General features: G+C 69.7%; 18 protein-coding genes, 1 tRNA gene and 1 pseudogene. 4 read left to right on the top strand and 16 right to left on the bottom strand.

Annotated elements, in window-relative coordinates:
- Nucleotides 1-135 precede the first annotated feature (135 nt).
- Together OG352_RS21355 and OG352_RS21350 are read right to left on the bottom strand one after the other, a co-directional pair.
- Nucleotides 136-773, bottom strand: a pseudogene (locus OG352_RS21355) (ATP-binding protein).
- Nucleotides 774-966: 193 nt separating this feature from the next.
- On the bottom strand, nucleotides 967-1,857 hold the full coding sequence (locus tag OG352_RS21350; protein ID WP_329218974.1) for a glycerophosphodiester phosphodiesterase: 891 nt from the start codon (nucleotides 1,855-1,857) through the stop codon (nucleotides 967-969).
- A gap of 352 nt (nucleotides 1,858-2,209) precedes the next feature.
- Between OG352_RS21350 and OG352_RS21345 the strand changes: the two genes are divergently transcribed.
- The gene (locus OG352_RS21345; protein WP_329218972.1) at nucleotides 2,210-3,775 is read left to right on the top strand and encodes a S1C family serine protease; all 1,566 of its coding nucleotides are present in this window, start codon (nucleotides 2,210-2,212) and stop codon (nucleotides 3,773-3,775) included.
- 84 nt (nucleotides 3,776-3,859) lie between these two features.
- Nucleotides 3,860-3,949 (top strand) — tRNA-Ser (locus tag OG352_RS21340).
- A 140-nt stretch (nucleotides 3,950-4,089) separates the two neighbouring features.
- Here the strand turns inward: OG352_RS21340 and OG352_RS21335 are convergent.
- The 14 genes from OG352_RS21335 to OG352_RS21270 form a co-directional block, all read right to left on the bottom strand.
- A complete protein-coding gene (locus OG352_RS21335; protein WP_329218971.1) occupies nucleotides 4,090-5,487 on the bottom strand; it encodes a tyrosine-type recombinase/integrase in 1,398 nt (465 codons plus the stop codon).
- A gap of 64 nt (nucleotides 5,488-5,551) precedes the next feature.
- Nucleotides 5,552-5,737, bottom strand: coding sequence for a helix-turn-helix transcriptional regulator (locus OG352_RS21330; RefSeq protein ID WP_093781296.1), 186 nt, complete (start codon nucleotides 5,735-5,737; stop codon nucleotides 5,552-5,554).
- A 110-nt stretch (nucleotides 5,738-5,847) separates the two neighbouring features.
- On the bottom strand, nucleotides 5,848-7,266 hold the full coding sequence (locus tag OG352_RS21325; RefSeq protein ID WP_329218970.1) for a DNA primase family protein: 1,419 nt from the start codon (nucleotides 7,264-7,266) through the stop codon (nucleotides 5,848-5,850).
- Nucleotides 7,266-7,544 (bottom strand): hypothetical protein, encoded by a 279-nt coding sequence (locus tag OG352_RS21320; protein ID WP_329218968.1) that lies wholly within the window; start codon nucleotides 7,542-7,544, stop codon nucleotides 7,266-7,268. Before OG352_RS21320 ends, OG352_RS21325 begins: the two co-directional genes overlap by 1 nt.
- A 59-nt stretch (nucleotides 7,545-7,603) precedes the next feature.
- Nucleotides 7,604-8,500, bottom strand: coding sequence for a bifunctional DNA primase/polymerase (locus tag OG352_RS21315; RefSeq protein WP_329218966.1), 897 nt, complete (start codon nucleotides 8,498-8,500; stop codon nucleotides 7,604-7,606).
- 87 nt (nucleotides 8,501-8,587) lie between these two features.
- Nucleotides 8,588-9,025 (bottom strand): hypothetical protein, encoded by a 438-nt coding sequence (locus tag OG352_RS21310; protein ID WP_329218964.1) that lies wholly within the window; start codon nucleotides 9,023-9,025, stop codon nucleotides 8,588-8,590.
- Nucleotides 9,026-9,036: 11 nt separating this feature from the next.
- Nucleotides 9,037-9,345, bottom strand: coding sequence for a hypothetical protein (locus OG352_RS21305; protein ID WP_329218963.1), 309 nt, complete (start codon nucleotides 9,343-9,345; stop codon nucleotides 9,037-9,039).
- Between the two features lie 270 nt (nucleotides 9,346-9,615).
- On the bottom strand, nucleotides 9,616-11,769 hold the full coding sequence (locus OG352_RS21300; protein ID WP_329218962.1) for a cell division protein FtsK: 2,154 nt from the start codon (nucleotides 11,767-11,769) through the stop codon (nucleotides 9,616-9,618).
- 98 nt (nucleotides 11,770-11,867) lie between these two features.
- Nucleotides 11,868-12,071, bottom strand: coding sequence for a hypothetical protein (locus OG352_RS21295; protein WP_329218961.1), 204 nt, complete (start codon nucleotides 12,069-12,071; stop codon nucleotides 11,868-11,870).
- The gene (locus tag OG352_RS21290) at nucleotides 12,062-12,379 is read right to left on the bottom strand and encodes a hypothetical protein (protein WP_329218959.1); all 318 of its coding nucleotides are present in this window, start codon (nucleotides 12,377-12,379) and stop codon (nucleotides 12,062-12,064) included. Before OG352_RS21290 ends, OG352_RS21295 begins: the two co-directional genes overlap by 10 nt.
- Nucleotides 12,380-12,435: 56 nt before the next feature.
- Complete coding sequence (locus tag OG352_RS21285; RefSeq protein ID WP_329218957.1) at nucleotides 12,436-13,305, bottom strand: protein spdB; 870 nt, start codon at nucleotides 13,303-13,305, stop codon at nucleotides 12,436-12,438.
- Nucleotides 13,302-13,586 carry a DUF6303 family protein gene (locus OG352_RS21280; protein ID WP_329218955.1) on the bottom strand — a complete coding sequence of 95 codons (285 nt, stop codon included), beginning with the start codon at nucleotides 13,584-13,586 and terminating at the stop codon, nucleotides 13,302-13,304. The genes OG352_RS21285 and OG352_RS21280 overlap by 4 nt, the downstream gene beginning before the upstream one ends.
- Nucleotides 13,583-14,032: a Pycsar system effector family protein gene (locus OG352_RS21275; RefSeq protein WP_329218953.1), complete on the bottom strand. Its 450-nt coding sequence runs from the start codon at nucleotides 14,030-14,032 to the stop codon at nucleotides 13,583-13,585. Before OG352_RS21275 ends, OG352_RS21280 begins: the two co-directional genes overlap by 4 nt.
- Entirely contained in the window at nucleotides 14,029-14,298 is a 270-nt protein-coding gene (locus OG352_RS21270) for a DUF6284 family protein (protein ID WP_329218951.1), read from the bottom strand. Before OG352_RS21270 ends, OG352_RS21275 begins: the two co-directional genes overlap by 4 nt.
- Before the next feature lie 565 nt (nucleotides 14,299-14,863).
- Here OG352_RS21270 and OG352_RS21265 point away from each other — a divergent pair.
- Together OG352_RS21265 and OG352_RS21260 are read left to right on the top strand one after the other, a co-directional pair.
- The gene (locus tag OG352_RS21265) at nucleotides 14,864-15,670 is read left to right on the top strand and encodes a GntR family transcriptional regulator (RefSeq protein WP_329218949.1); all 807 of its coding nucleotides are present in this window, start codon (nucleotides 14,864-14,866) and stop codon (nucleotides 15,668-15,670) included.
- Complete coding sequence (locus OG352_RS21260) at nucleotides 15,667-16,347, top strand: YdcF family protein (RefSeq protein ID WP_329218947.1); 681 nt, start codon at nucleotides 15,667-15,669, stop codon at nucleotides 16,345-16,347. The genes OG352_RS21265 and OG352_RS21260 overlap by 4 nt, the downstream gene beginning before the upstream one ends.
- Nucleotides 16,348-16,357: the final 10 nt, after the last annotated feature.

Raw genomic sequence — 16,357 nt, 5'->3', positions numbered from 1 at the left:
CCTGTGGACAACCCGGGGTCTGTGGACAACGGGCCCTGCGTCGTCCACAAGGGTGCCCACAGGGCCGTTCGCAGGGTTGGCCATGGGGCCGTTCACAAGGCTCTTCGCAAGCCTTTGGTAAGGCACCGCATCGGTCTAGTCCAGGTCGTCGAACGCGTCCGCGAAGTCCAGGCCGGGCATCGACGCCACCGACGGGGCCGCGACCCGGGACGCGAAGTCGTCGCGGCGACATCCGGCGTCGGGGTCGTACACGTCCGCGTGGACGACGACCCACACCGTGACCTCGCCGCGGGCGTCGTCCCGGACGCCCCAGTCGTCGGCAAGCGCCGTGATGATGTTGAGCCCGCGGCCGCCGTGCGCGGTGACGGAGGGAGTGGCCGGCGCCGGACGGGTCGGGCCGCCGCCGTCGGTCACCTCGACCACCAGCCGGCCGCCCGGATCGACGCGCCACGCGGCCCGGACGTCGCCGTCCCCGACCAGAGCGTCGCCCAGTGGTCTGCCGTGCTTGCACGCATTGCTCAAAAGTTCGGAAAGGATCAGTACAGCGTCGTCGATGACCGATTCCGACACCCCGCCGCTGCGCAACTGATCACGCATGCGGTGTCTCGCGTTTCCTACGCCCGCAGGGCCATGAGATACGGCCATGCTCGACGACGCGGGCACCTCCTGTGCCACCACCAACGCCACCCCCGAGACCTCCTTCGCCCCAACCACGGTGTGGATGCCCCATTGGCCTGTACCGGAAACCGGCCAACGCAGGTGCCGTGACGCATTCGGAATGGTCGAACACGGACCGAACGCGCCGGTGCACTCCCTGTGAGGGGCCTGTCAGCGAGTGGCTTGATCTGAATGATGTGGCCGAGATTGGAGGATGCTGTGGCCGCGCTGTGGGGTCAAGAGGTACGGATGAGACTTGAGGTGTTGTTGGGACTGGCTCCAGAGGGGACTGGCCCGGAGGGGGAGGGCTCAGCGGCCGGGTCGGCCCGGTTGGCCCGGTTGGCCCGGTCGTCCAGGCCGGCCGGGCCGGCCCAGTTGTCGCAGCACCGCGCGCGGGCGGTTGGTGATGATGGCGTCGACGCCCAGCTCGACACAGAGGTCGACGTCCTCCGGTTCGTTCACGGTCCACACGTGCACCCGGTGACCGGCCCCCTTCAGGCGCTCGATGTACGCCGGGTGGTTGCGCACGATCCGGATCGACGGGCCGGCGATGCCCACCCCCGCGGGCAGCCGTCCGTCGCGCAGCCGGGGCGAGACGAACTGCATCAGGTAGACCGTCGGCATCGTGGGCGCGGCGGCACGCACGCGATGCAGCGAGCGGGCCGAGAAGCTCATGATCCGCACCGGGGACTCGGCCGCAGAGGCGGGCGCGTCCAGCCCGAACCGCTTCAGCAGCACCAGCAGCCGCTCCTCCACCTGTCCGGCCCAGCGCGTCGGATGCTTGGTCTCGATCGCCAGCTCCACCCGGCGCCCCGCGTCGGAGACGAGCTCCAGCAGCCGCTCCAGGGTCAGCACGGAGGTCTCCTCGTGGTCCTCGGGCCGGACCTCCCAGTCGGGATCCTCCACGCGCGCGTGCCAGGCCTCGCGCGCCTCCCGCGTCTTCCAGGAGCCGAAGTCCAACGTCGCGAGATCGGCGAGTTCCAGGGCGGAGACGGCGCCGCGGCCGTTGGACGTACGGTTGACGCGACGGTCGTGTACGCAGACGAGGTGGCCGTCGGCGGTCAGCCGCACATCGCACTCGAGGGCGTCCGCACCGTCCTCGATCGCCTTCTTGTACGCGGCCAGGGTGTGCTCGGGGGCCTCCTCGGAGGCCCCGCGGTGAGCGACGACTTGAATGTGGTGCTGCCGTGCGTGGGTCACCGCGTCATCGTGTCATCGGCGCCCGGTCGTCTGAGAACCCTCTGAGATGTTTCGAGGATGCGCACTTATTGTGCGTAATGACCCATATAAGGAATGGCCATGGACCCACAGCCACCGCTTATGGTGCTCTGACGGCCTGTGGGAAAAGCTGAGACGTACAAAAAAAGCACCTGCACCCCTGCACAGCTTCAGCGCGCCGGGTCGCCGACAAGACGACAAAGCGTGCGACAAAGCGCGACGAGCCTTACGAGTGCTCACCAGCGCTTACGAGGTACTTACGAGTGCTTACCAGCGTGACCCAGTGCGACCTAGTGCGACCGACGACGACAGCCGTGGATCGAGGAGAAGAGCTGTGAGCACCGAGAACGAGGGCAAGAGCGAGGGCACCCAGGTACCCCCGGCCCCGTCCGCACCCCCCGTGCCGGTGGAGTCTCCCTCTGCCTCCCCGCAGGCGCCGGAAGCCGCCCAGGCCTCCGCGGCGGGCGCGCCCGAGAGCGGCTGGCCGCCGCCCACCGTGCCCCAGGGAGCACCGGCGGCCCCGGTCGACGGCGACTGGCCGCCGCCGACCGCCGCGCAGCCGCCCTCCTCGCCGCCGCAGGGCTCCCCGGCCGCCCCCGTGGACGACTGGCCGACCCAGCCCCCGGCCACACCGCTGTACGCCGACCCGGGCGCAGGCACGCACGCGTACGGCACCGCCGGCTTCGCGGACGTCGCAGCGGGTGGAGTGGGTGAGGCAGGCGGGTCCGACGGGAGTGGGACCGTCTGGGGCGCCGCCTACCAGCAGCCCGCGCCCAAGTCCGGCCGTGGCCGCGGCGGCATGGTCGCCGCGATCCTGATCGCCGCGCTGGTCGCGGGCGGTCTGGGCGGTGGCCTCGGCTACACCCTCGCCAAGAACGACGACAACAACGGCTCGACGACCGTCTCCGCCTCCACCAGCGGCGGCGCCGTCAAGCGCGACCCGGGCACGGTCGCCGGGGTCGCCGCAAAGGCGCTGCCCAGCACGGTCACCATCGAGGCCGAGTCCAGCAACGGCGAGGGCGGCACCGGCACCGGCTTCGTCTTCGACACCCAGGGCCACATCGTCACCAACAACCACGTGGTCGCGGACGCGGTCGACGGAGGCAAGGTGACGGCCACCTTCCCGGACGGCAAGAAGTACGACGCCGAGGTCGTCGGCCACGCCCAGGGCTACGACGTCGCCGTCATCAAGCTCAAGAACGCCCCCTCGGACCTGAAGCCCCTCACCCTCGGCGACTCCGACAAGGTCGCGGTCGGCGACTCGACGATCGCGATCGGCGCGCCCTTCGGCCTGTCCAACACGGTGACGACGGGCATCATCAGCGCCAAGAACCGTCCGGTGGCCTCCTCCGACGGTACGAGCAGCACCTCCTCCTACATGAGCGCCCTGCAGACGGACGCCTCGATCAACCCGGGCAACTCCGGCGGCCCGCTGCTGGACGCCTCGGGCAACGTCATCGGCATCAACTCCGCGATCCAGTCCACCGGCGGCGGAGGCCTGGGCGGCACCACCCAGTCCGGCTCGATCGGCCTCGGCTTCGCCATCCCGATCAACCAGGCCAAGTACGTCGCCCAGCAACTGATCAAGACCGGTCAGCCGGTGTACGCGAAGATCGGCGCGTCCGTCTCGCTGGAGGACACGACGGGCGGCGCGAAGATCACCGAGCCGGTCTCGGGCAGCGCCTCCCCGATCGAGTCGGGCGGCCCCGCCGACCAGGCCGGCCTCAAGCCCGGCGACGTCATCACCAAGCTCGACGACATGGTGATCGACAGCGGCCGGACCCTCATCGGCGAGATCTGGACCCACAAGCCCGGCGACAAGGTCACGATCACCTACGAGCGCGGCGGCAAGTCCCACACCGTCGACCTCACCCTCGCCTCTCGCAAGGGCGACAGCTGATCTCGCTTCAACGCCAACCGACACCCACGCGCGCGTGCCCACCCGTTACTCTTGTCCCCGCGCCGCCGATCACCAGCGGCGCGGGGTGGGTTGCCCGAGCGGCCTAAGGGAACGGTCTTGAAAACCGTCGTGGCAGCGATGTCACCGTGGGTTCAAATCCCACACCCACCGCCAGATCAGCGTATGCACTGGTCAGAAGGGGTGTCTCCGATGGGAGGCACCCCTTCTTCGTTCACCTTGTCTCACCCTGACTCGCCGGTATCCCGGCGTTGATCAGCGCGTGTGGCCAACCTGCGGCCAGCTGGCCGCGCCGCTCAGGCGTCCGTCTCGTCGGCCAAGGCGGCGTCGATCATGCTGTTGGATGCGTCTTGGTGGCCGCGCAGGATCTTCGCGTAGAACTTCCACAGGACGGCTGGACTGTGCCCGGCGCGGCGGGCCACCTCCACCGGATCGACCCCGGCTTTGATCCACAGCGAGACCCCCGCGTGCCGCAGTGAGTACGGCACATGGGCATAGGGCGTCTCCAGATCCTCGGCGTCGAGTGCCAGCTCGCGCGCCGCCTTCCATACTTCGGCGTACTCGGTCGACGGCACCCGTCCACCCCGGATACCCCGGAAAAGCCGTCCGTCCGGTGCCGTCCCGTACGTGTCCAGGTGCGCCCGCAGCAGACTGACCAGCGCCGGGGGGATCGGGACGGGGCGCGTCGCATTGCGGGCCCGCCTCTTCAGGCCCCGTTCCTCGTAGGGCTTGCCGTCGTCGGTCCATCCGGTCCCGACCTCGGGGCGGCTCTTGGACAACACCAGCTCGCCCCACCCCTGATCAGGCAACTTGCAGGCGGACCGCTTCAGGTTGGCGACCTCCGAGGGGCGCATCGCGGCGTAGTACATACACGCGAAGAACCCGTGGAGGTGGCCCCCTCGGGTCCCCGTCTCTTGTACGGCCTCAAGCAGCTCGACGACCTGGGCGGGGCCGGGGACGAACTGGAAGTCCACCTCGTCAGAGGTGGCCGGCGGGGTCCAGTCGATTCGCTTCAGCGGGTTGACTGTCAGAAGGTCGCGCTCGATGGCGTACTTGAACGAGTTGCTCAGCACCGAGTGCTTGCGCCGCACCGTGTTGTCGGCGGCCGGGCGGCCGTTCAGCCTCTTGGACAGGACGCGCAGGACACCGCGCAGTACATCGGACTCCGCTACGTCGACCATCTTCAATGAGTGCGACGCCACCCAGTCGAGTGCGGTCTCGACCTCTCGCGGCAGTTCCTCACTGTCCTTGCGGGCGACCGGCTCGCCGCTCTCCGGATCGATCCGGCACTGGAAGGCGTACGTCTGGAGCGCGCGCCGAAGTACAGCACGGTCAGGTACGCCTCGCTGAGTCGAGACCAGGTGCGCCGTCACCGCCGACAACGTCTCGGCCACGCTCGCGCGGTGCTTACCCGCCGCCCCGGGCCACTTCATCACGGCGTACGCGCACGCGTGCTCGTACCAGGTAGGCGAGGATGCCTCGCGCATCTCCGAGATCGGTACCCCGGTGGCCACGTCGAACGGCTCGCCGTTCTTGGTCGCGGTGAGCAGTTCGGCCCGTCGCGCGTCGGCGAGCGTCCGAGTCGTGAACGGTTCCTGGAACTCCTCTCCGTTGACCAGCCAACGGAGTTGGAAGGGGGCCGACTTGCTGGCGCGCTTCCGGATGCCCCAGATCCGCACGTTGTAGGTCTTCAAGTGCTCTCCTCATACCGAGGGGCCCACCGGACGGCGGGCCCCTCGGGTCATGTGCGGGGTGGGATCAGGCCGCGTCCTGGCAGCCGTTCAGCCAGGTGTCCAGGTCGTGACGGCGGCAACGGATCTGCCCGTTGGGCAACTTGATGAGCTTCGGTGCCTTCCCGCGTGCCCGCATGCGGTAGAAGGCGGCACGGCTCATGTCGATCTCTTCGAGAACCTCGGGGAGTTTCAGCAGCTTGGGGCGAGACATGGCACTCCTCAGCGCGGGGGTAGCGCGGTGATGGGGTTCTGAACACATTGCTCTGAGTCGTGACTCATCGCGACTCAGAGCGGGTTGGTGGGGGCTTGAGCCGCGATGAGTCACGACTCAGGCAAATGTGGTTCGGACGCGTTCACCGTGATTCCGGTGTAGGTGGCCACCTGCCGGTTGTAGGCGTCGCGGGGGCGGGTGCGGTTGAGCGGGGGGACGACGGAGAGGAGGTTGCGGCCGAAGACCTGTTTGGTGCCGGGGCGGACGCCGTTGTCCTCGGCCCACTCCCGCCAGACGTTCCACAGCGTGTCCACGGGCACGCTGCACGTGGGTCCGGTGGTGCAGCGTTCGCGGACGAATGCGCTGGTGGGTGAGGCGGTGTCCTGCATGGTGGTGACCGCTTCGCGGCTGGATTTCGGTTCCGTGATCCGGCCGGTGCGCTGGAGGCGGGCGAGTCCGTCGAGGGCCCAGTTGAGGATGCCGGGCATCTCGGCCGCGAGGCGGTCGGTGAGGGAGGTGTCTTCCTTGCCCAACCACGACACCCGCATGTTGAGCAGCACGAACCGTTTGGCGATGACCCCGGAAGAGTCGCCGAAGTGCGGGAGTTCGTTGGACAGCAGCATCAGCCGGGTGGGCAGTCTGCCGGTCCACTGTTCGCGGTACTTGCGGTCGACGTCGATGGTGTCCTCGCCGGAGATGGTCAGGAGCCGTTCGACGACTTGGCTGCTGTCGTTGCCGGACAGACGGGCGTCGGAGATGACCGCGAGCGGCTTGCCGACCAGGGTGGCAAGGCCGAAGTTGGTGCCGAGTCCGGCAAGGGTGGGGCCGGCGAGATTCTCCTTGCCGACCAGCTCTTTGAGGACGCGGGCGATGGTGCCCTTGCCCGAGCGGGACGGTCCGACGATGAGCAGGATCTTCTGTTGGTCGGTCCGGCCGGACAGCACGTAGCCGAACCACTCCTGAAGTGCCTGGATGCTGTCGGGGTCGTCGGGCCAGATCTGCGCCAGGAAGCTTTCCCACGTGGGTGCGGTGGCGGTGGGGTCGTAGGCGAAGGGGACGGACACGAGGTTGAAGAACCCCGGCCCATGCGGGAGAAGCGCGCGGTCCCGAATCCTCAGCAGGCCGTTCTCGCACGCCACGATCGGCCCTCCGTCGTCCCCGGCCTGGCCGTCGGTGTCGAGCCAGGTGGGGGCGTCGGTGTCGGTGGGCAGCAGGGTGATGGCCCCGAGCGCGTCGAGCAGGTTGCTGATCTTCTGCTTCGTCGGTGCCCACTCCCGCTGTTCCGGTTGCCCGTCCTTGCCGGGGGTGCTGTACACGGTGTGCTCAAGGCGCGTGTACATGGCGGCGCGGATCTGGGCTTCGTCCAGCTCGCGCCAACAGGTCCCGGTCCAGCGCATCCAGGACGCGCGCCAGCGTCGGCACACGAGCTGTCCGTCCTCGGTCTGCCAGTCCGGCAGGAGACGGCGGGCGACGGCCAACGGGTTGGACGGCGCGGGCAGTTCCTCGGCGTCGGTGGTGCGGGTGTCCATCACGCGGCGGCCCTGCCTTCCTGAGGGTGGCGCAGCGGGCAGGCGTCTCGGTGGGCGGTGTGTGCCTCGATCAGGGCGAGTACGCGGGTGTGGCCGACGGCGCTTCGGTCCCAGCCACACAGGCACTTCGAGGTTGCGGTGGGCGTGCCTCCGCACCTGCGCGGGGCGCTGATGTGCAGCCATGCGACGGGGTAACGGCCGTCGCCCTGCGGCGGGTTGGAGCGAAGGGCAATGGGGACGCCCTTGCGGGCGGCGACCTTCAGCACGCCCACGCTCACGCCCTGCGCGCCCTGTACGGCATCCTGAGGGTCGTTTGCGGTGTTACACGATGGTTTGGTCATGCCGCACGCCCTGAGGGCGTCTGGAGGCCGTTGGTGACCGCGCGGCGGGCGTAGTCCTCCGGGACGCCCACGGCGACGGCGGCGGCCACGATCTCCTCGCCGATGGCGTCCAGTGCGCAGGGGCCAGGGCAGTGGGTGTGCTGGGCGGCGAGGAAGCGGGCGACACCGAAGGCCTGTGATCCTGCGCCGGATTCGGTGCGGGCGGATACGAGGGCGAGGCCGCGTTCGAGTCCGGTACGGACGTAGCGTTCGGTGTGGCGGCATCCGGTGGCCACGCTGCGGCTCCACGGGGCGCGGGCGGGGACGGAAGAGGCCAAGCCTGCCGGGGCGGGGGTGGTGTCTTCCTTCACGACCAGGGCGCGCACGGCCAGCGGCAGCATGGTCATGCGGCCGGTGCCGGGGCCGAGCCAGCGGGCGTACTGCATGAGCGACTTGACGTCGACCCCGGGCCGCACGGCGTTCGCCGACCGCATCACGCCCCGGTAGAGCCAGTGCTCGCCGCGCGTCGTCGGCACGGTCCGGGTCGCGGGCAGGCTCTCCCTGGCCCATGCGACGGCGGCGGGGGTGTCGAGGTCGACCACGGTCACCCCGGCCCCGCCGGGGTGGTAGGCGACGGCTTCGGCCCGTCGCCATGCCGCCTCCCACGGCGGGGAGGTGAGGATGTGGGGGTTGGTGGTGGCTGCGGCCCATGCGTGGCAGACGTCGGGGCAGTGGCAGGGGCCGGGGTTCTTCATGTTCGGCCGGCCGCCGCAGATGGTCTTGCCGCAGGCGTTCTTGGCGCAGGCCGGGCAGTTGCCGAACGGCACCTTCCCCACGCGCAGGGGCAGGGCCGGGACACCGTGGGCGGCGAGGCGCAGGGCGAGGGCTCGCCGGATGTTGGTCGGTTGCGTCATGCTGGATGACCTCCACATGTCAGTTGATGGCAGGTGGACAAGGGCGGCCCCGTTTCTTTGGCGAGAGGGGGGTCGCCCTTGGCGTAGCTACTGGTTGTCGGCGATCCAGTGGGCGTACTGCTGGCGGGTGTAGGCGCGGGGGTCGCAGACGAGGGCCGCGCGGTCGAGGTTCATCAGGCGGCATGCCACGTTGAGGGCCTGTTCCTCGGTGGCGATGCCGTCGGAGGTCAGTCCGCAGGCCATGCGGTCGGTGGCGGCGGCGCGGCGCAGCCACCACACGCGGTCCCGCTCGTGCGGCTCACGCTCGGACAGCCACGTCAGCTCACTGCGCACCTTCGGCGCACCGGTGTAGGCCTGCTCGGGGTCGGGCCAGATCTCGCGCTGTTCGGCGTCGAGGTAGACGCGGGCGCGCTTGCTGTCGCGGGCAGGGTGGACGACGGCCCGCCCGGTGATGAATACGCCGCTCAGGGTGTTGGTCAGGCGGTCGACGTCGGAGTAGTCGCAGATGATCCGGATCTCGAACACGGGGTTTCCTTTCAGCGCTTGGAGTCGAAGAGCTTGAAGGTGATCCCGCCCACGCTGAGGGGGCCGGTGGCGGCGGCGATGGCGAGGGCGGTGTGGACGGCGAAGTCGAGGAGGGCGAGGAGCGCGGCGACGGTGGCGAACACGCCGATCGCGCCGGCCGTGGCGACGGCGAGGGGGTAGAGGAAGTGGCTGAGGGGGCGGCCGTGGTGGTCGGTGGTGTGGACGACGATCACGATGGGCTGGCCGGTGGTCTGGGCGCGGTGGTAGGCGTCGGCGGGGATGTGCGGAGCGATGATTCCGGGCGGGTCGGAGCGGCGCATGAGTCCTCCTTCGAGGGCGCGCGAGGGGTGGGTGCGGGACGTGTGGGGATTCCCTCCCGGCAGCAGGCCAGGGAGGTGGAACCACCCCCTTCCGGGGGTTGGGCGGGGGGCTGCATGCCCCCCTTTACCGGCCTTACCTTGCAGGTCAGGGGCCTCTACCTCCCCCTCTACCGGGGTAAAGAGCCCCCTCTACTCCGGGGCGGTCGCGGAAGGGGGCGCGCGGCCGGGCAGAGGGGGGTCCAGCGCGGTGTGGGTAGAGGGGGGAGGGCTTTACCTGCCGGTGCTGAGGAGGATCTCGGCGGGCACGGCGGCTTCGATGTCGCGCCGCTGGTAGCCGGCACCGTTCGCGCCGCTGATCTTGACTTGCTTGCTGGTGCGCTTGACGCCGGCCGTCTCGAGTTCGGAGGCGAGGCGTTCGGCGTTGAGGTCGCCGTAGACGTCTTCGTCGAGGTTGACGAGTCCGGCGAGGAGGTCGGTGGTGAACATGCGCGGTGAGTGCCGCATGACTTCCAGTGCGTCGGAGACGATGGCGGGCACGGTGAGTCCGGCCGCGTCGGCGGCGGCGGTGACGTCGCCGGCCGCGTCGCCGGTGAGCTGTCCGGCGGCCTCGCGCAGGGCGCGGCCCTTGCGGCACAGCGCGGCGAACCCGGTTCCGTCGAGGTAGTCGGCGCGCACGGTCACGAACGAGGCGGGGCCGGTGACCAGGACACCGACGCCCTTGTGGTCCTCGGACAGGACGGAGGCGTCTGCGCCCTGGGCGGCTTTGCCCTTGCCGAGGACCATGTCGGAACTGGTGCGGTCGACGACCTGGGTGGAGTAGCGGATGGTGATGATCTCCCGCAGTTTCGCGGGCACGGATTCGGCGTCGGGGCGCTGGGAGGCGAAGTTGGAGATGAACCCGGCTGCCGGGCCCCGGCGGGCGATCCGGCATAGGTCGTTGATGACCTGCTCGCGGTCTTCGCGCTCCATCGCGGTGAAGTACTCCTGCAGTTCGTCGATGGTCACGAAGGTGACGGGCAGGTTGTACTTGACCATGATGTCGGGGGTGAGCTTGCCCTCCGGGCACACGGACGTCGGCAGGTCCCGCAGCAGCGCGAACCTGCGTTCCATCTCCGCCAGCAGCTCTTGCAGCATGGCCTTCAGCGCTTCGATCGCGTCGTCCTCCGCGCCCATGACGAGGCGGTGGGCGACGGCCTTCATGGGCATCCAGTCGGCTCCGCCCTTGCCGTCCGCGACGTAGTGGCGCACGTAGGCGTCCAGCAGACCGGCGGCGGTGAGCAGCCGCTGTGAGAACGTCTTGCCCCGGCGGGGCAGACCACCGAAGAACATCGACTGCCACATGACCGGCACGGCCACACGGTTGCCGCGGGCGTCCTGCCCGAACGGGACCGCGTCCCAGATCGAGAACTTCTCGGCCTTCTGGAGCGGGGAGGGGTTGAGCGGGCCCAGGTAGGGGTCGTCGTCGGCGACCCACATCGAGACGCGGCCGGCGTTGCCGCCTTTGGCCGCGCGGACGCGGGACATGATGACCTGGATCTCGTCGACCCCGAGTTCCTGCGCGATGACCTCCCGTTTGGCCAGGACGTCGGAGGCGGTCTTGCCGCCACCGCGCGGCAGGTCGAAGATCACGGCCCAGCCACGGCCGTCGCGGACCGGGCCCATCGTGCAGAGCACCTTCGGAAGGTCTTTTTCGTCCTTGCCGCTGCCGCTTTTGAGGAGGCCGGCGGCCCGCAGGGCTTCGTTGAGCTGCTGCGCGGACATGTCCACCTTCAGCGGCGGGGCCGCCTGGTCGAGGAGACGTGTCTCTTTGCCGCGTCCCAGGTAGGCGAGGGGGGTGATGACGGCGGCCCCCATGCCGGCTTGCAGCAGCGGGGGTGCCAGCGCGACACCGAGTGCGGCGGCGGCGACCGCAGCGGCGGCGGCACCGAACCGCCAACGGCGGGCCTGTGTGCGGGTGTAGTGCGCGACTTGCAGCCGCACGGCCAGGTCGACGTCCTCCGGGCGGGCCTTGACCTGCGCGCGCAGGGCCTTGACGGTCGCGCTGTGGTCCTGCGCGGACAGGGTCGGCCACAGTCCGGCGGCGGCCCGGAAGAAGCCACGCGCGGCCAGCAGCGCCGTCTTGACCAGGTACTTCGGGGTGCGGAAGCCGTGGTAGCGGGTGTGCCACCAGGTGAGTCGGCCGAACGCGCGGACGTTGGCGATCACGGACGCACGCGAGCGGGCCCACACGGGCAGCACGGGCGACTCGGGGGCGGTGAGCCAGTCGGCCAGCGGGTTGCCGGGCAGGTCGACGGCCTCAACAGCCGGACCGGCCACGACCGACGACTCGGCGGGAACGGCCGGTTCCGGGTCGGGGACCACGGTCAGGATGACCGGTTGGGCGGGGGTGGTGTCTTTGTGCAGGTGAACGACGTTCTCGGACATGCGGAAGTCTCCTCAACGCCCCTACGGGCGGGGGCAGGAAAGGCAGGAAGGAAGAGGGGGCCGGGACGGCGGGGCGGCCGTCCCGGCGGGGCCGTGTGTCAGCCGGTCTTCGTGATCTCGTGGCCGTGGCACAGGACGGGGCCGACCAGCAGGCCGACGCCGTGAACCGACCAGCGGCCGTTGGTGAGGGGGCCGGGCGGGACCTCGTCGACGATCCGGCCGATCCGGCCCACCGCGCGGGGGTCGTCCGCGCAGGCCACGACCGTGACCCTGTCCCCGGCACGGAACACGGTCACCACCACCCCGACGACTTCTTGGCGGCCTTGGCGGCGGCGGCCTCGTTCACGATCCGCTGCCGCTCCATCTGCAACGCGGTGATCTCGGCGATCAGCCGGGTCTGGACCGACTCCCACATCGTGTCCAGCTTCCGTTCGGCGCGGCCGGGGCTCTTGCCCCGCATGACCCGGTAGGAGCCGCCAGCCATCGCACCGATCACGGCACGCCGTTCGGCACCGGTCAGCGGCCACATCTCCTGGTTGCGGACCGCTTCGAGCTTGCGGGTCGTCTGCTGAATCTCACGGTCCAGGCGGCGAGTGTCGGGCTTGCCCATGGTCAGGCACTCCTCAGGGATTGCGGAGCGGTCGGGGGAGTAGCGGGGAACCCGTGTCACGCGACGCGCTTCCACGCGTCGCGCAGGCGGCCCTCGGATGCGGAGTGGCCGGCGGCGCGGAAGCGGGCGGCCATCTCGCGGTAGGACAGGGCGGGCGTCTCGCTGTGCCGGATCTCGTCGACCAGCGCATCCAACTCGCTGTCGGTGAGCGCGGGTGGCGGCACGAGGGCGAGGGCCGGGACCGCCTCTACGGGGCCCCAGACGGGGAGTTCCCAGCAGGGTGTGACGCCCGGTGTGACGTCGGGTGTGACGCGGGTCGTCACGCTGGTCAGCGCCCTGCCCGTGTCCTCACCCTGCCGCGCCGCCTCAAGCGTCGACCACGCCCGGGACAGGGTTTCGGCGGTCTTGGCCTGGACGCGTGCGACGCGTGCCCCGGCCCCCGTCACGGCCGTCAGCCGCGTCTCCTCGGTCGCCGCTTCGGCCCGCAGTCGGGCGCGGGCGACGGCGGCTTCGTCGCGGGCTTCCTGCTGGATGCCCCGGATCGCTCCGAGGGCGGACGGGGTGAGTGCGGTGCGCTCCCACAGCCCGTGTACGAGCCACAGGGCCTTGGCCGCGATCGGCAGCCAGGAGACGGCCAGCCATGCGCCGGGGGAGTCCTCCCCGACCGCGTGGGCGACCAGGACGCCGGTCGCGGCAGCACCGAAGCCCCAGCCGACCCCGGTCACCCACCAGTTGTGGTCGCCCTGCGCGGCCAGACGGCGTTCGTATGCGAGGGTGGCCAGCCAGCCGCCGTCCAGACCGAGGCCGACGACCAGGGCGACGCCCTTGGGCATCGAGTCCCCGAGCCACATCACGACCACGGCCAGGGTCAGCACCATGGACACAGCCGTCATCGCGACGGCCGGGAGTGCGGTCTTGGCGCTCATGCCGCACCCCCCGCCCGCTCCCGCACCGCGAGGCCGGCGAGCAGACGAACCGGCCCGGCGGGGTCGGTGGTGTCTTCGGCCCACTGCCACTCGGCACCCGCGACGCCCTCGTAACCGAGCAGGGAGAGAGCGGCCGTCCTGTCTTCGGGCGTCGGGATCTGCGGGGTGGCGAACACGTGCTCGGGCCACGGACCGCTGGTCTTCGGCACCGTCACGAACACCCGCCACGTGCCGGTCGCGGGTGACACGGACAGGACCGCCGTGTGCGGGATCGCGTTCATGTCGTACCCCCTGCCGTGAGGAGGGCGGCGAGGATGAGCAGTGCGCCGCCCGCGTAGGTGAGGTCGACCGCGTGGCGCAGGCTGGTGAACTTGGCGACCGCCAGCCGGGACAGTCCGGCGACGTCGGCGGCGAGGTCACCGCCGTTGACGGTGGTGGTGATCTCCTCGGGGGTGAGGGTGGCCCACAGCGGGAAGCCGTGCCGGCCGCGCAGGTTCGGACGCACCGACCGCAGCAGCAGACCCGCCGCCCCGACCAACAGCCCCACGCCCAGACCGCCCGCGATGCAGGCCGGGACGTTCAGGGGGAGGGTGCGGGCGACGGTCCACGCGCCGGCGAATACCGCGCCGACGAACGCCAGCAACAGGCCCGTCTTGCTGTCCGTCCGCGCGATCTCCGCCTTCACCTCGGCGTGCGCGGCCGTCAGCTTCTGCGTCGGGGCGCTCATGCGGCACCACCGGGCAGCATCGCGGCGGCCGGGCCGTTGGCCAGGTCCCGACGGGCCGCCAGCACCCGGTTCCGGGCCCGGCGGATGCGGCGGGCGTCCAGCTCGTTCGGGATGCGGTCCAGCGTGATGATCTGCGCGTCCAGCAGGTCGACCTCCGCCAAGGTGACGGGGGACTCCAGCTCGATCGCGTCCAGCTCAGCGCTGGTCGGCTCAATCCAGTCGGCGAACGCCGTAACAGCGTCCTGAACAGTCACGATGGGGTTCATAGGGTCGTGTTCCTCTCACAGGGCGAACGGCCCGAACAGCACCCACCGGAGTTGGCCCTCCGGTGGGTGCGCGCCGTTGAAGTCGGAAATCCGGCTCCCCTCAGCGCTGCTCGTACGAGACGAGCAGCGGAGGCAACCGGCCGCCGCACGGATGCGGCGAAGGTCAGATATGCGCGAGCTTGAGCCGCGCTGGACACCCTTTGCGGGAGGTGACGGCCCGTACTGCGCGATATGGATCTGTGCCTCAGTCCCGCTCCTCCGAGGAATCGCATCTCGGTCTCTTCGCGCGGCGTCCGTGCCCTTGGGCAGATCCGTTCTTTTGAGTCGGCTCGTGTCCCTGACGGGAGATGACCGACTGGTCTCCACTCGCCTCAGCCGGTGCGGTCACGGCCGTCGTATCTGCGGTGGATCACGCTGTTGAGTTGTCGGAGCACCCCAAAGAGGAGCCTCCGTACTCGCTGTCCTAGGACTGCGAGCTGCTGATGAAGACAATGGCGTACAGTCCCAGGACTGTCAACAGTCCTGGGACTGTGTTTCACTGGATCGCATCGAAGGGAGTTCGGCTGTGGCACCCAAGTGGCGCGAACTGGCGGATCGGATCGCGCAGGAGATCAAGAGTGGCGAGCGCAAGCCCGGGACCCAGTTGCCTCAGATCAGAGAGCTTGTGGAGGCAGGGGAAGGCTCGAAGTCCACGGTCCATCAGGCCTACAAGGCACTTGAGGCCGAAGGACTCGTGACGTCGTCACGCGGGCACGGCACGGTCGTGCGCGCGCGTACCCCCCTCAAGCGGCTCGGAATCGCCCGCTACGACAAGGCGAAGTGGCGCGACGGTGATGAGGTCGCGTTCATCGCTGACCGTGTGGCGTCGGGGCGGGCGTACAAGAGGGACGAGCAGACGCAGACGGTGACCCGCGCCGAAGCGACCGCCCTCGTAGCCGAAGGGCTTGGCGTACCGGTTGGGTCCGGCGTGTACGCACGGGCCCGGCTGGTGAAGGAAGGGACGCAGCCGACCCATACCCTGACCAGCTACTACCGTCCCGAGCACGTAGAGGGAACCCGCATCGTCGATCCCACGCCGGGGCCCGCCGGCCGGGGTGGCGGTTACCGCGTCCTCTATGACGCCGGTTACGAGATCGACCACATGAAAGAGGCGCTGTTCGCCCGCGTGCCAACGGGCGATGAGGTGAAGCTCCTACAGCTTCCCGTCGGTGAACCTGTAGTCGAACTGCACCGGACGACATACACGGCGGACGGCACTGTGGTTGAGTTCGCGGTCGGCGTTCATGCCGCCTCCCGCTTCGCGTGGGAGTACGAATTCGACGTTCCTGATTCCGCCAGCCAACAGGTCAACGGCGAGAGAGGCTTGACGTGATCTCCGTACGAGACTGGGAAGACACCCAACTTCTCTGGGACTACCAGCGGATGCACCACGAACCGCGCCCATGCTCCGTCGGTATCGGTCTGGGCAGCCATGATCTGGGAGTAGCTGACACGACGGCGGACCTGTTCCTGCGTGGGATGATGCCGCTCATCGTGTTCACGGGAGCGACCAGCAGGACCACGCGGGAACGCATGCCGCGTGGCGAAGCCGAGCACTACCGGGACCGCGCGATCGAACTGGGAGTCCCGGGGGACGCCATCCTCGTGGAGCCTCACGCACGCAACACCGGGCAGAACATCACGCTCTCCTGCTCGCTACTCGAAGAGCGCGGGATCGAGACGTCCTCAGTGCTGCTGATCAGCAAGCCGTACGAGGAACGGCGGTCGTACGCCACCGCCCGGAAGCTGTGGCCCGGGGTGGAGTTCGTCAGCGCTTCCACCCCGATGACCCTCCCCGAATATGTCGATTCGATTCAGGACGCGCGCCTTGTGATCGACATGGTTGTGGGGTCGCTGCAACGTCTGTTGATCTACCCGGCGCAGGGCTTCATGATCTCGCAAGACGTGCCCGCCGATGTGACACGAGCGCACCAGCGACTTGTGTCCCGTGGCTTCACGAGTCGTCTCGTTCCCGCCCGTGCCGGGGGCACCCTCAATACGGGCGCGTGACTCGCATGCC

It is taken from the genome of Streptomyces sp. NBC_01485, from assembly GCF_036227125.1.
Classification (GTDB): Bacteria; Actinomycetota; Actinomycetes; order Streptomycetales; family Streptomycetaceae; genus Streptomyces.
The sequence above is the reverse complement of the archived record's forward strand: the minus strand, read 5'-3'. Positions and strand labels throughout refer to the sequence as shown.

Bases quoted from the DNA above. Each gene is read 5' to 3' on its own strand.
- OG352_RS21330 (WP_093781296.1), bottom strand. From the start codon at position 5,737: ATGTCTCGCCCCAAGCTGCTGAAACTCCCCGAGGTTCTCGAAGAGATC.
- OG352_RS21325 (WP_329218970.1), bottom strand. From the start codon at position 7,266: ATGGACACCCGCACCACCGACGCCGAGGAACTGCCCGCGCCGTCCAAC.
- OG352_RS21315 (WP_329218966.1), bottom strand. From the start codon at position 8,500: ATGACGCAACCGACCAACATCCGGCGAGCCCTCGCCCTGCGCCTCGCC.
- OG352_RS21305 (WP_329218963.1), bottom strand. From the start codon at position 9,345: ATGCGCCGCTCCGACCCGCCCGGAATCATCGCTCCGCACATCCCCGCC.
- OG352_RS21300 (WP_329218962.1), bottom strand. From the start codon at position 11,769: ATGTCCGAGAACGTCGTTCACCTGCACAAAGACACCACCCCCGCCCAA.
- OG352_RS21290 (WP_329218959.1), bottom strand. From the start codon at position 12,379: ATGGGCAAGCCCGACACTCGCCGCCTGGACCGTGAGATTCAGCAGACG.
- OG352_RS21285 (WP_329218957.1), bottom strand. From the start codon at position 13,305: ATGAGCGCCAAGACCGCACTCCCGGCCGTCGCGATGACGGCTGTGTCC.
- OG352_RS21280 (WP_329218955.1), bottom strand. From the start codon at position 13,586: ATGAACGCGATCCCGCACACGGCGGTCCTGTCCGTGTCACCCGCGACC.
- OG352_RS21275 (WP_329218953.1), bottom strand. From the start codon at position 14,032: ATGAGCGCCCCGACGCAGAAGCTGACGGCCGCGCACGCCGAGGTGAAG.
- OG352_RS21270 (WP_329218951.1), bottom strand. From the start codon at position 14,298: ATGAACCCCATCGTGACTGTTCAGGACGCTGTTACGGCGTTCGCCGAC.